Source organism: Pseudomonas sp. BF-RE-21, assembly GCF_019947305.1.
Lineage (GTDB): Bacteria > Pseudomonadota > Gammaproteobacteria > Pseudomonadales > Pseudomonadaceae > Aquipseudomonas > Aquipseudomonas migulae.
In genome coordinates this window covers 90202-102600 of the sequence record NZ_JAGYGF010000012.1, presented here as the reverse complement: position 1 = coordinate 102600, position 12399 = coordinate 90202, and the positions used below count along the sequence as shown (strand labels likewise).

Annotated in this window: 11 protein-coding genes; 2 read left to right on the top strand and 9 right to left on the bottom strand. The window is 58.2% G+C overall.

The features are described 5' to 3' along the window. Positions 1 to 47: 47 nt before the first annotated feature. A complete protein-coding gene (locus KGB25_RS11530) occupies positions 48 to 563 on the bottom strand; it encodes an Hcp family type VI secretion system effector (protein ID WP_007919523.1) in 516 nt (171 codons plus the stop codon). A gap of 409 nt (positions 564 to 972) precedes the next feature. Here KGB25_RS11530 and KGB25_RS11525 point away from each other — a divergent pair, with 409 nt between their 5' ends. Further along, positions 973 to 1650: a type 1 glutamine amidotransferase domain-containing protein gene (locus KGB25_RS11525; protein ID WP_223434993.1), complete on the top strand. Its 678-nt coding sequence runs from the start codon at positions 973 to 975 to the stop codon at positions 1648 to 1650. Positions 1651 to 1751: 101 nt separating this feature from the next. Here the strand turns inward: KGB25_RS11525 and KGB25_RS11520 are convergent, their stop codons facing one another. The 3 genes from KGB25_RS11520 to KGB25_RS11510 all read right to left on the bottom strand — a co-directional run bounded on the left by KGB25_RS11520 (position 1752) and on the right by KGB25_RS11510 (position 5671). After that, positions 1752 to 3128 (bottom strand): VOC family protein, encoded by a 1377-nt coding sequence (locus tag KGB25_RS11520; RefSeq protein ID WP_223434992.1) that lies wholly within the window; start codon positions 3126 to 3128, stop codon positions 1752 to 1754. Between the two features lie 109 nt (positions 3129 to 3237). After that, complete coding sequence (locus tag KGB25_RS11515) at positions 3238 to 4194, bottom strand: alpha/beta fold hydrolase (protein ID WP_008044917.1); 957 nt, start codon at positions 4192 to 4194, stop codon at positions 3238 to 3240. Positions 4195 to 4216: 22 nt separating this feature from the next. Beyond that, on the bottom strand, positions 4217 to 5671 hold the full coding sequence (locus KGB25_RS11510) for a flavin-containing monooxygenase (protein ID WP_223434991.1): 1455 nt from the start codon (positions 5669 to 5671) through the stop codon (positions 4217 to 4219). A gap of 186 nt (positions 5672 to 5857) precedes the next feature. Between KGB25_RS11510 and KGB25_RS11505 the strand changes: the two genes are divergently transcribed. Beyond that, positions 5858 to 6931, top strand: a complete 1074-nt coding sequence (locus KGB25_RS11505; RefSeq protein ID WP_008026745.1) for a diguanylate cyclase — start codon at positions 5858 to 5860, stop codon at positions 6929 to 6931. Between the two features lie 124 nt (positions 6932 to 7055). On the opposite strand, the gene KGB25_RS11500 is transcribed toward KGB25_RS11505, so the two are convergent. The 5 genes from KGB25_RS11500 to KGB25_RS11480 form a co-directional block, all read right to left on the bottom strand. Then, entirely contained in the window at positions 7056 to 7697 is a 642-nt protein-coding gene (locus KGB25_RS11500) for a transposase (protein ID WP_223434990.1), read from the bottom strand. Continuing rightward, positions 7694 to 8473: a hypothetical protein gene (locus KGB25_RS11495; protein WP_008044921.1), complete on the bottom strand. Its 780-nt coding sequence runs from the start codon at positions 8471 to 8473 to the stop codon at positions 7694 to 7696. Before KGB25_RS11495 ends, KGB25_RS11500 begins: the two co-directional genes overlap by 4 nt. A 627-nt stretch (positions 8474 to 9100) precedes the next feature. Then, positions 9101 to 9970, bottom strand: a complete 870-nt coding sequence (locus tag KGB25_RS11490) for an oxaloacetate decarboxylase (protein WP_008026744.1) — start codon at positions 9968 to 9970, stop codon at positions 9101 to 9103. Positions 9971 to 10116: 146 nt separating this feature from the next. Then, positions 10117 to 11151 carry an arginine N-succinyltransferase gene (gene astA, locus KGB25_RS11485; protein WP_008026743.1) on the bottom strand — a complete coding sequence of 345 codons (1035 nt, stop codon included), beginning with the start codon at positions 11149 to 11151 and terminating at the stop codon, positions 10117 to 10119. A gap of 61 nt (positions 11152 to 11212) precedes the next feature. Continuing rightward, entirely contained in the window at positions 11213 to 12229 is a 1017-nt protein-coding gene (locus tag KGB25_RS11480) for an arginine N-succinyltransferase (protein WP_223434989.1), read from the bottom strand. Positions 12230 to 12399 lie beyond the last annotated feature (170 nt).

Genomic DNA, 12399 nt, shown 5'->3' with positions numbered 1-12399 from the left:
AACATCGACCAGCAGAGCTGGCCGATGCTTGTAACGATCAGCCGTAATTAAACGACTGGAGCACGCCAGTCATCGGAACCCGAAGTACCGGATACTTCGTGGGTCCAGGTGATTTTGCGGTAGGTGAACTGCACTTCTTCCAGGTGGGTGAAGTGCGAGTTGCCTGGATCCTGGCAGTTGTGCATTTTGTTGTTGATGGCGACGATGATCGCGTCTTCCAGTTTGGTGGTGTAGTAGTGCTCTTGAGTACCTTGAGCCGAAGTACGGAACCACTGGATAACGATTTCGCTCATGCGCTCGCCGGAGGTCAGAGCCGCTTGCAGCAGAGGCGAAGCCTTGTCGTAGACCTTGGTGATCACGACTGGCTTGTGTACGCGCTGACCGGTCGGTTGGCCGGATTGCGGGTCACGCGGGATGATCACGTCGTGGCTGAAAGCCTGAACCATGACCTGGTCTTCGTGGCCTTCCTGGTAGGTGTTGCCAACGGAGTCGGCAGTGAAGGCGCCGGCAGTGATCAGGCCTTGTTTTTCGCCAGTGACGGACATGTACGCTGGTGTTGCCATGGATGCTCTCCTTGCTGAATAAATAAAGGTGCCCGGGAGGCGGTATCGCCCGGTGGGTGCATGACTGTTATCAAGGTCCGTGCCATAAACGATAAAAGCCATATAAAACAAAGCTTTGAGATGGTTTTGCGACTGTTTTTGAAACGCCGCGCAAGGATCTACGCGTAATGTGCGCAAGAAGTTGCGCAGCACTGCGCAACTTCTTGCGCACTCGGCTGGAGGCCCTGATTAGCCGGATGTTGTGCAGTGAAACCGGAGGATTTGCTCGGTCGATTGCGCAACTTCTTGCGCATCAAGGCGGTTGGCCATCACTGAGAGAACCCGTGTAACAAGTGCAACGAACTGCGCAGCCGGGTGGTCAAAACTGCGCTGAGAAAACCGTACATTTCCCACATTCAAGGAGCGCGACATGAAAATCCTGATGGTTTTGACGTCCCACGATCAATTGGGTAATACCGGTAAGAAAACCGGCTTCTGGCTGGAGGAATTCGCGGCACCGTATTTCGCTTTCAAAGACGCCGGCGCTCAGCTGACGCTGGCGTCGCCCAAGGGAGGCCAGCCGCCACTGGACCCCAAAAGCGATGAGCCCGATGCGCAGACCGCTGCGACGGAGCGTTTTCGCAAGGATTCTGCAGCCCAGTCCGCATTGGCGTCCACCGCGTTGCTCGGCAGCGTGCGAGCCGAAGATTACGATGCGGTTTTCTATCCGGGCGGGCATGGCCCGTTGTGGGATCTGACTGAAGACAAGGTTTCGATCGCATTGATCGAGGCGTTTTACAAGACGGGCAAGCCGGTTGCTTTGGTCTGCCATGCGCCGGGCGTGTTGCGTCACGTCAAGGGCGCGGATGGCCAACCGCTGGTCAAAGGCAAGCGTGTGACCGGTTTCACCAACTCCGAGGAGGAGGCGGTGCAACTGACCAATGTGGTGCCGTTTCTGGTGGAGGACATGCTCCAGGAGAAGGGCGGGATTTATTCCAAGGGGGATGACTGGGCGAGTTATGTGGTGACCGATGGTCTGCTGCTGACCGGGCAGAATCCGGCGTCGTCCGAGGCGGCGGCTGAAGCGCTGCTGACGAAGCTGAAATAACCACGAACCTTGTAGGAGCCGGCTTGCCGGCGATAAGGCCCTGAAGAGCAATACAAATCCAAGGGCCCCATCGCCGGCAAGCCGGCTCCTACAAGGGGGGATTAACGGAGCGTTGCGAAGCATTCCTCGATCGAGCGCCGTTGCGTCTCGGCATACAACCCCAACTCATCAATGGTCGATCGTCCCAGGGCTTGCTCGAATGCTTGCCGATTCGAATGCTCGCCGTAGTGAGTTTGTGCAGCATCCCCCAGGTTCGACTGGAAAATCCCCGCCGCGCTGACCGGCAGGAAATCTTCGTAAACCAGCGGTTCAACCCGCAAATAGCCTCCGCTGAGCAGATCTTCCAGAGACGAGGATTTAAGCGCCGGCGCTCCGACGCCTTTCTCCGTCACGAAATAGCGAAAGTACGCCAGTTCCTGTAGGCGCATGCCCTCGACGGTGTCAGGGAATTCGCTGAAATGCTGCATCATCAGCGCGTTATAGCGTGCGGCGTTGCCTTCGTTGGGGAAGTCCCCGAGTTCGTCGCGAGCAGCATTGAGCAAACGGTCATACAGCGCTCGTCCTTTAGGCGTGAGCGCCGCGCCGCGCTGCTCGATTTCACCGAAACGAGCGCTGTGGCTGCCGCGACTTTCGGCCTGATCGGTGAAGGCGACAGGCTCGTCCAGCGCCTTGAAACTGGTCTGACGCAACAGGATCGGGCACTGCCGGCGGGGCGGGCCTTCGATCACCGCTTTAGGGGTAATGCCGTGGGCCGGCATTTGCGCCTGCACGATGTCGATGTCCAGCGTGCGCGGCGTCAGGTGGTTGATGTGCGGCCCCTTGAACGCCACCACGTCGGCGATCAGGCGATGCTGAGCGCTGAGTTTCTGGTACTGCTCGGCGGTGACCGTCGCGCTGTGGTGCCAGCGGAAGGTTTCCAGCGCTTGCTCGACGAAGTCCTGGGCCTCGGGCTCGGTGAGGCCACCTTCGGTTTCGGCACGATCAATGAGGTTCAATGCTTTTGGCGTGAAGATCGAGCGCTTATTCAGCACCGATTGCGCAAAGGCGCGCAGCTCAAGGTCTTCGATCAATTCCAGACGCAGCAACGAGGTGAACACTCGAAACGGGCTGACCTGCAGTGCGGCTTCATGCACCGCGCGGAACGCCGTGGAATGCACCGGCACGCCGGCCGGGGTCAGGTCGTAATAGCCGACCGGTTGCATGCCCATCACCGCAAACAGCCGGGCGAGGGTGGCCAGTTCAGCGGCGGTGCCGACGCGGATGGCGCCATGACGCTCCAGGTCCAGACGCTGGATTTCACCGGTGCTGTTCAACTGCCGGGCGATCTGCGGGTCATTCTCCAGTACATGGCGGTTGGTCTGTTCCACCAGTTCCATCAGCGCGCCGTACAGCGGCACTTCTTCGCGGTACATGTCGGACATCGCTTTGGAGAAGCGTTGGCGGATCAGGTCAGGGCTGACAAAGCTCGGGTGGCTCATGAAAAAATTCCTGGCGCGGTGACGTAAAGGATGCGGAAAAGATCGCAGCCTTCAGCGTCGCCGACAAACGAAGAATCTTACGGACTTCATTCTTTCAAGGACTGCTTGCTCAATGCATCCTCTGGTCCTGAGGGCTTTCCGAGCGTTGGGATGCCAAAAACTCCCGATATAACCGCGCCGTGCTCCCTGGCTCTTCGACCATCGGCATATGGCCGATGCCGTCCCAGATTTCTACACGCAGATCCTCGATGCCTTTGCTCCAGATCGCCACGCTACTGACATCGATCAAGCGGTCCTTGCGCCCCCACAGCAGCAGCGCCGGGCACTTGATGTCGGGCAGTTTTGGCTCCATCGGCGGGCTGGCGCGAAAGTCGCTGAAGATTTCTGCCAACTCATCCCGGGACTGTTCATAACGCTGGGCGATGGCGTCCAGCACCACGCCGGGCACCCACGGTGGTTCGGCCATGGTCATGGCGTAGAAGCGCCGAAATTCTTCTCGGGAGTGAACCAGGAACGGGTTGTGCCCCTGGGCCAGGTGGCGTTCCAGGTCACTGATTTCGGGTGCGGTGACACCGGCCGGGTCGATCAGCGCGACCGACGCGATGCGCTCCGGGTAGGTGGCTGCGAGCCAGGCCGCCATGTAGCCACCCATCGAGTTGCCGATCACGTGGACCTTCTCGACGCCGCAGACGTCGAGCAACTGGATCATTCGTTTGGCCTGCAAGGGAATGTCATAACCGCCGCCGGCCTTGAAGCCGGTTTCGCCATGCCCCGCGATGTCGGGGATGATCACCCGGTAGGTGCCGACAAAGTGCCGGGCGAAACGCAGCCAGATGTTCTTGTCGGCACTGTAGCCGTGGAGCATCAGCACACTGCTTGATGCTTCATAAGGCCCGCCTTGCCAGGTCGAGACGGTCATTTCGGCGATGGGCACGACGATTTTGTGTAGCCGATACAGCTTGGCTTCGGCCGCCATGTTCAAGTCATAGAGCCAATAACCGATGGCCGGGTAGCTCAACCAGCTCCAGGCCGCGAAAACTGCGATAGCGACAACCAACAAAAGCATCAGGCGTCTCCCTTCTCTCTGATCAGGACAGCATGTGATCGGCGGGTTTCAGTGCCCGGGTCAATCGGTGGTAGCTGAAACTGAACCCCGGAAACATGGCGATTACATGACCGCTCTTGCTTTGATACCAACTGTGGCAGCCTCCTGACTTCCATACAGTGCGTTCCATCTCCCGGTGGATCATTTCAGTGTAGGTACGTTCTGCCTCGGGGCGTACTTCGATGCTGCGCAAACCCTGTTCTTTTAACGTGCGAATGCAGTCGAGGATGTAATTCATCTGCGATTCGATGATGAACAGCGCCGACGTGTGGCCGATGCCGGTGTTGGGGCCGGTGACGATAAACAGGTTGGGGAAGTCCGGCAGGCTGGTGCCGAGGTAGGCGCGAGGGTAGGTCGCCCAGAAATCCCTGAGTTGCTTGCCGTTTTTTCCGCTGACCGGGTAGGAAATGACGCCGTCAGTGGCGTCGTAACCGGTGGACCAGACAATCAGGTCCACGTCGATGTGCTGCCCGTCCTGCGTGACGATGCCGGTTTCGTCGATGGCGGCAATGCCTTGCTCGCGGCTGTGCAAGGTCACATTGTCGCGGCCGAGTGCCGGGTACAGGGTGCTTGAAACAATGACTCGCTTGCAGCCGATGGCGTAGTCCGGTGTCAGTTTTCGTCTGAGTTCAGGGTCGGGCACTTGTCGTTTGAGGAAGCGCAGGGCGTGTTGCTGGACCATGCGGATGGCCGGTTTCGAATATTTGAAGGCAATCACCCGGGTTTCGAATTGCCAGTAGATCATCCAGCGCAGCAGCTTGTAGGCGGGTTTGAGGCCGAGCAACCAGCGCTGGAAAGGCCCAAAAGTGCGGTCGCCCCGTGGCAGCACCCAGTGCGGTGTGCGCTGGAACACATGCAAATGCGCGACGTCCGGAGCAATCGCCGGAATCACCTGGGCCGCGCTGGCGCCACTGCCAACGATGGCGACGCGTTTATGCCGATAGTCGTAGGCGTGATCCCAATGGTTGGTATGAAAAGTCTTGCCCTGAAAGCGCTCCTGGCCCTCGAAGCGTGGGACGACGGGCTGGCTCAGCGGCCCTGTGGCGTTGATCAGGAACTGCGCGTAGAACGTGCCTTTGCTCGCGGTGTGCACCGCCCAGCGTTTGGCGTCGTCGTCCCATTCGACGCGTTCGACGTTCGCCTCCAGTTCCACCCTGTCGCGCAGGCCGAACTGCTCCACCACGTGCTGCGTGTAGCGGTGCAATTCGGCTTGTTCGGCGAACATTTGCGTCCAGCGATAGGGCGCAAAGGACAGCGAATACAGCGGCGAGGGCACATCGACGGCGGCGCCGGGGTAAGTGTTCTGGCACCAGGTGCCGCCGAAGAAGTCCCGACGTTCCAATAGACGAAAATCATCGATGCCGGCCTTGAGCAAATTGATCGCCGCGCACTGGCCGCCGAAACCGCTGCCGATGATCAACACTTGGAAAGTCTGCATGGGCCTCCTTTTTTTCTCGTTATTTGTCTCTTCAGGTATAGCCAAACATTTGGGGCTCGCCTCCTGTCTATACCGCGGTATTCAGACTGCTGGCCGGTGATGGCTATTTGACGTTGCCCTGTTAGACTTCGAGCACACCCGCAACCCCAGGTGTGATCAGGTTCCGTTCAGCGGTACAGAGGCCTTATGGGAAAAACGGGAGGAAAAGGACTTTCACTGGCCAGGAGGCTCTATGCATCGCGAAGCCTGGGGCTAGCCGCGGGACTGGTGTGTGTGGCCGCCGCGATGTACCCGCTTGATCCGCCATTGTGGGTCTGGGCGATGATGCTCTTCAACGGAATCTTCTGGCCACACGTGGCCTACCAATGGGCGCGTCGGGCGAAGGTTCCCTACCACGCCGAACACCGTAACCTGCTGGTCGATGCCTTTCTCGGCGGCTTCTGGGTCGCCGCCATGCAATTCAATCCGCTGCCCAGCGCAACCACCATTGCCATGATGGCGATGAACAATGTGGCCATTGGCGGTTTGCGATTCCTGCTGGTGGGCACGGTTGCGCAACTTCTGGGCGTTTGCGTCGGATACTTTCTGTTTGCGCCGGCCTTCATTCCTGAAACCAGTCAGCTGCAGCTGTACGCCTGTTTACCCTTGCTGTGTCTGTATCCGTTGGCGCTGGGCTGGATCTGCTTTCGCCAGGCCACCACGCTTGGCCGGCAAAAGCGCGAATTGCTCGCCCTGAGTCGCACCGATAGCCTCACCGGCCTGCTCAACCATGGTGCCTGGAAGGACCAGTTGGAAGTCGAATTCCAGCGCTGTAAACGCCAGAATCGGGGTGGGGCTATTGCGTTGATCGACGTCGATCACTTCAAAGCCATCAACGACACCTACGGGCATGTCGCCGGCGATATCGTCTTGCGGCAGTTGAGCAAGGTGCTCAAACAGAACCTTCGGGCGACTGACGTGGCCGGCCGCTACGGCGGTGACGAGTTCTGTGTGATTCTCCCGGACCTTGCGCTCGGCAGCGCCGCGGCGGCCATGGATGCCCTGCGGGATCGTTTCGCCACTCTCAGTTACGAACAGAGCCCGGCGCTGAAAGTCAGCCTGAGCATCGGCCTGGCCGCTTTCACCCAAGCGCACACAGACGCGACGCTCTGGCTCAACGACGCCGATCAGGCGCTTTACCAGGCCAAGACTACCGGTCGTAATCGCGTCATCTGTAGCGGCGAGGGCGAGCCTCGTCACGAACTGTTCGACCCGGTTTGAAAGCCTGCACAAATCCCCATGTGGGAGCGGGCTTCGGTCGGTAGAAACCGGGGACATCCTTTACGTTTTAAACCGCTGCCTTCGCCGAACCGCACAAACGAGTTCTCGCCGATTCTCAATCTGACTATTCCAGACCCAGCAGCGACAACGTCTGTTCGTAGAACGCTGTTTCCTGCGTTGCAATGCCGGGATAGGTCGGCAGGTAGTCCTCGTCGAAACACCAGGCCTGGGCGGAGGTTGTTGACGGCTGAGCATGAATGATCAGGCTTAGTGAGGAAGACATGCACTGGGGCGGCAGTTGTCGATGTACTTCGTAATAAGGTTGCATGTGCAGTACTTCGTCCTGGGCAAGTTTAAGTGTTGTTTCGTCGCCTAAGGGAGGTCGGATACCCACACGCAATGGCGCCTGATCAAGTATTTTGCGTATAACGGTGGTGTAGCCGTCGCCGCTGTAACCCACCGCATAAATCTCAAAATCGTGGGTGTGGTTCAAGTTGTAGATGAACGTTTCGCTCTCATCCTTGCTCGTCACTGGAGCCCAGAAACCCAGGCGGACGGTGTAGGCATCCGAGTAATGCAGCACAAAGGCGTAGGCGTTATACAAACTGTTTTTGGTGCTGTAACCGTCGCGTTGGAGGGTGTTGTAGAGATGCTCGCTCAGTAATGTTTTGTGGGTAGCGAGCTCGCGCAGGTCGGCAATGATTTGTGGTTTGTCACGATCCGGATCGTACCCTTCTATGCGCTCGATAAAAGTCTTCAGGTTCATGCGACTTCATCCAGGTGCTGGTCAAGCAAACGGTTCAGATGAGTATTTTGCAGCTTCCGCAATTGCGGCACGTATCTCCGAGCGTTACAGGGATCAGCGCCATATATGAGCTGGAACGCCTTCCACGCAACTGCGGGGTGATAGTGATAAATCAACTCTTCAGCCACTTTGCTAGAATCTGGGTCTTGTACGGCCTCAAGCAGTTCCAGACTGACCAGATAATGTGCGGCACTTTTGTCGTGGGGGAACCAGGCACATTTGCGTAATGACCTGCGTTCGAAAACACGGATATCGGCACTCTTATCCGGAAAGTTAAGGCTGCCGATAAACGCTGGGTGCCCGTTCCCTGTTGGATTGCTGTCAAACAGAACTTTTGTGCCGTCGATGAGCAGGGGGTTATCCGCGTCGACCGTGACTTGTGGTCCGAGTATCAGGTAGTCATCCGCCACTTCGTAAAGTTGAACGCGATACGACTGCGCATTGATTGCGAACAGAATGCTGTTACCCGGCACCGTATAGAGTTGCGGTGAAACAGGGGCATTGTCAGGTGCCTTCAAGCTGATATTGCCACTTGCGTTATAGTACAAAGTCAACGTTCCGGTATGGATGTTGGTTGAGCTCAAGATTGCTGCTCCCCTGGACAGTTCGGGGTCGTCAGCAGTTTTCTGATGCAATAAAGCGGCTAAGTGTTTTACTTCGGTGGTCAGATCCAGTGTCTTGAGAGTGTTAATAATTTGTTCTGGATGAAGGTCTGATCTGATAAGGGTCTTGATCATAGGCGTATCCATTGACTCAAAGTGTGTGAGTGAATGTGGGCGTATAGCCGCCATCAGCGATCGGGCGTGCAGTACAGGCTTTTGCTGGAAAAAAATGTGTGTATTGAGACTTTGGTGGTTAGACGTTGAAACTTGATTTAGTAGGGGGGGCTGGCGTTGCAAACTACGAAAGCCAAGCACTTGGTCGGACGTGTTGGTAGTGTTACTTAATAGATTGCGGTGCTTCAGTCAATTGCCAGTAACGTTTGATTTCGTGGATATTGCCCACGTTGAGGCGAGGTGTATATCCGGACATGCAAGACAGTGCAGTAAGTTTATGTGTCGATGTGTTGATGATGTTGGTTTGAGCGTGAAATAGCGGGGTGCTACACCAGTTGTTGGTTGTTGTTTTCATGGTGGTCTCGCAAAATAATAATGGGTTGGTTTTGTTGTCGTAGTGACGTAAAGATAGTTGCACTGCTGGTGATGCAGGGCAAGGCTGTAGCTGTAAATGAATGTGAGTGGTTGTGTGTAAGTGTTGTGATGGAACTGACTTAAGAGGGTTTTATAGTTGGGTGTAGTGAGGGGGATTTATAATAAGTTGATGCCTGGCGTCACCTTGATGACGACGCCAGACTCGACTGAATGTCACTCTTTAACACTCATAAACTCTTCTGCCCAACGGATGTATTCCTCAGGCTGCGTATAGGTATGCGTCAGTTCCGTAGCGCTCAAGTCCGAGGTCTGAGTGAGGATCTGCCGCTGTTCGCGCAGGCTGTCGTAAGTCGCCTTGATCGCCGCAAAGTAAGCGCCATGACCGTCGATGGTGACCCGCACGCCCAGCTCCGCCAGACGTTTGTCGTCGCGCAGCAGCGGGTTGCCGTAGGTGACCAGCATCAGTGGCACGCTCAGGTGTTCGGCGATCTGTTCGAGGTGGTCGAAGTCCCGCACGCCCACCATGCAAATCCCGTCCGCACCGGCCTTCTGGTACTGCTGGGTGCGGCTGATGATTTCCTGTACCGGCAGGATGCCCGCGTGGGTGCGGGCGATGATGGCCATTTCCGAGTCGACCCGGGCTTCCAGCGCTGCGCGGATCTTGCCGACACCTTCGGCGACACCGATCAGGTCGGTGGACTTGCGGCCAAATTGCGCCGGCAGCAGGGTGTCTTCGATGGTCAGGGCGGCGATGCCGGCACGTTCGAGCTCGACGATGGTGCGCATCACGTTAAGGGCGTTGCCGTAGCCATGGTCGGCGTCGGCGATCACCGGCAATTGGGCGACACGGCCGATGCGAGTGGCCTGCTCGGCGAATTCACTGAGGGTGATCAGGGCGAAGTCGGGTGCACCCAGCACCTGTAGCGACGCGACGGAACCACCCAGGATCCCCACTTCAAAACCCAGGTCTGCGGCAATGCGTGCCGACATCGGGTCGAAAACCGATGCGGTGTGATAGCAGGTTTTGGAAGCGAACAGTTCACGGAAGTTACGGCGCAAATCTTGATGTGAAAGCCTGGACATATGAGTTCCACCAATGGAATGGAAGGGCTTGAGCAAAAGTGTCAACGCCGAAAAAACAAAAGGCTATCACGCTAAGGGGGGAAGAATGATGACGAATTTGCAGAGCGGGCCTGATCGAAACCGCCATTGAGAGGCGTGAGGTTGCTTCAAGCCGCCGCAGCCTGCTGCTGTTGATTGAGCAGCGGCACCGCGCGTACCGAGTTGCCGGGTTGCAGTTGCAAGCGTTTGGCGGTGAGCCGGTCGACGATCAGGCTGTTGCCCACCCGCCTGGCAGGGGCGGCGGTGATGCGGCAGTTTTCCAGTCGGCGGTTGTGGATCAGCCAGACCGGCGCCTGGTCGTCTGGCGTGCCGATGACCAGCGATAGCGCCTGGCTGTCGCGCACCGTGCGGATTTTCGACAGCGGTGCTTCGATGACCGGGCCGGCGTCGAAGATGTCGATGTAACCCTTGTGCGTGAAACCTTCGGCGGTAAGGATTTTCAATGCCGGTTCGGTATTCGGGTGAGCCTTGCCGATCACGGCCTGGGCCTGTTCGGTGAGCAGGCAGGTATACAGCGGTTGGCGTGGCATCAGTTCGGCAATGAACGATTTGCTGCCCAGCCCCGACAAGTGATCGGCATGGTTGAAGTCCATCTTGAAGAAGTGCCGGCCCAGGCTGTCCCAGAATGGCGAGCAGCCTTGCTCGTCGGCGCTGCCACGCAGTTCGGCGATGAGCTTCTCGCCGAACAGGTGCGCAAACTCGGCAGCAAACAGCAAGCGCGCCAACGACAACAATCGACCGTTACTGCCGTGGCGTTGATCGTGACGCAGGAACAGGGAGCAAATCTCCGATTGCCCGGTCATTTCGTTGTTCAGGAACAGTGTCGGGATTTGCCGCCGGATGCCCAGATCCGGTGACGCACTGACTGTCAGTCCCACTCGATAGTTGTACCAGGGCTCACGCAGGCCAACGGCCCCTGTCAGGGCGCTGACACCCACCACTTGCTGATCGTCGTCTTCGAGCACGAACAGGTAGTCGGCATCGGCGCGTTCAACCTGTTCCGCGAAAGTCCGTTGCGCCCAGCGCACCCGGTGCGCCAGGCGGTCCTCGCTGGCGGGCAGGGTGGTAAAGCCGGGGCCGGCCTGCCGGACCAGCGCCAACAGGGCGGGCAGGTCGGTGATCTGGACCGGACGGACAATCATGATGCAGCTCCTTCTACGCGCAGGCTCGAGCGCTGTCGTTGGGCACTGGACGCGAGGATGCTCACAGCGCGATCACCCGGATCGGGCTGCCGTCGGTGACATTCAGTGCCTCGCACATCTCGGCGCTGAGGACCACGGGTTGCCCGGCGGTGTAGTCCAGATCGGCGACGATGGCGCGATAGTTTCGCAGTGAATCGTTGCTCACCAGATAGCGTCCGCGGGCATCGATGGTCGAGCCCGGTGTGGCGGTGCCATTCTGGCTTTGCGCGATAGAGCGGATGTTGGCCAGACGTGCATACAGGGTCGGGCCGCCGTCGAACAGGTCGATGTAGCTGTTGGTCTCGAACCCCTCGCGTTCAAGGATATCGAAGGCCTCCTGGCCGTCGGGGTGAATACGGCCGATGCAGTCCCGTGCGGCCTGGGGCAGCATCGGCACGTAGATCGGATATTGCGGCATCAGTTCGGCAAGAAATGTCCGGCTCTCCAGCCCGCAAAGCCGCTCGGCCTCGGTGTAGGGCAGGTCGAAGAAGTGTTTGCCCAGTGCATCCCAGAACGGCGACCGTCCTTCTTCATCGCTGAAGCCGACGATTTCGGTGATGACCGCTTCGGCAAAGCGCGGCAGGTGCGCGGCGATGAACATCAGGCGCGCCCGTGACAGCAATTCCGAGGACGGTGTGCGCACCAGTGCCGCATCGATGTGAAACCCGCGCAGCAAGGTGTGGCCACTGAGGTCGTGGCACAATGAAAGCGCCGGCACGCCGTGCTCGATGTTCAACTCCCGCGAGGCGCTGGTGAAGTGTCGGTTGCGCAGGCTGTAGAAGGGTTCGCCGAAACCGGCAGTGGCGAGGATTTCCGAACAGCCCGCGAGGTGCCGGGTGGTCAGGTCCTCCAGCACGAAGAAGTAGTTTTCCGGGCCATGCTGTTGCACGTTTTTATCGAACGAGGCGCAGGAGTCGAGAATCCGCTCGCGCAAGCGTTCGGTGTCGTCCGGCAGGGACGTCACGCCGACCAGGCTTTCTTGCGCCAGTCGCTGCAACTGGGGCAGGTCGGTTAACTCCACTGGGCGTAAGACCAGCATGGATGCACTCCTGTATCAAAGGGTTCGGCGGTTGGCACGAACCTGACTATCACTGTCGGTTTCCACGCATTGAATCGGCGGTCGCTTGATGCTGTTTGCCAGGCGCCACTCTTTTTCTTATCCAGTCAGTCGCTGCTTGCCGCAGGCAGCGTCATGCTGACACTGTCGGT

What these genes read in the sequence shown, in the direction of transcription:
- astA (WP_008026743.1), bottom strand. Translation starts at nt 11,151, where the DNA reads ATGATTGTCCGTCCGGTCCAGATCACCGACCTGCCCGCCCTGTTGGCG.
- KGB25_RS11480 (WP_223434989.1), bottom strand. Translation starts at nt 12,229, where the DNA reads ATGCTGGTCTTACGCCCAGTGGAGTTAACCGACCTGCCCCAGTTGCAG.
- KGB25_RS11515 (WP_008044917.1), bottom strand. Translation starts at nt 4,194, where the DNA reads ATGCTTTTGTTGGTTGTCGCTATCGCAGTTTTCGCGGCCTGGAGCTGG.
- KGB25_RS11525 (WP_223434993.1), top strand. Translation starts at nt 973, where the DNA reads ATGAAAATCCTGATGGTTTTGACGTCCCACGATCAATTGGGTAATACC.
- KGB25_RS11520 (WP_223434992.1), bottom strand. Translation starts at nt 3,128, where the DNA reads ATGAGCCACCCGAGCTTTGTCAGCCCTGACCTGATCCGCCAACGCTTC.
- KGB25_RS11505 (WP_008026745.1), top strand. Translation starts at nt 5,858, where the DNA reads ATGGGAAAAACGGGAGGAAAAGGACTTTCACTGGCCAGGAGGCTCTAT.
- KGB25_RS11530 (WP_007919523.1), bottom strand. Translation starts at nt 563, where the DNA reads ATGGCAACACCAGCGTACATGTCCGTCACTGGCGAAAAACAAGGCCTG.
- KGB25_RS11500 (WP_223434990.1), bottom strand. Translation starts at nt 7,697, where the DNA reads ATGAACCTGAAGACTTTTATCGAGCGCATAGAAGGGTACGATCCGGAT.
- KGB25_RS11495 (WP_008044921.1), bottom strand. Translation starts at nt 8,473, where the DNA reads ATGATCAAGACCCTTATCAGATCAGACCTTCATCCAGAACAAATTATT.
- KGB25_RS11510 (WP_223434991.1), bottom strand. Translation starts at nt 5,671, where the DNA reads ATGCAGACTTTCCAAGTGTTGATCATCGGCAGCGGTTTCGGCGGCCAG.
- KGB25_RS11490 (WP_008026744.1), bottom strand. Translation starts at nt 9,970, where the DNA reads ATGTCCAGGCTTTCACATCAAGATTTGCGCCGTAACTTCCGTGAACTG.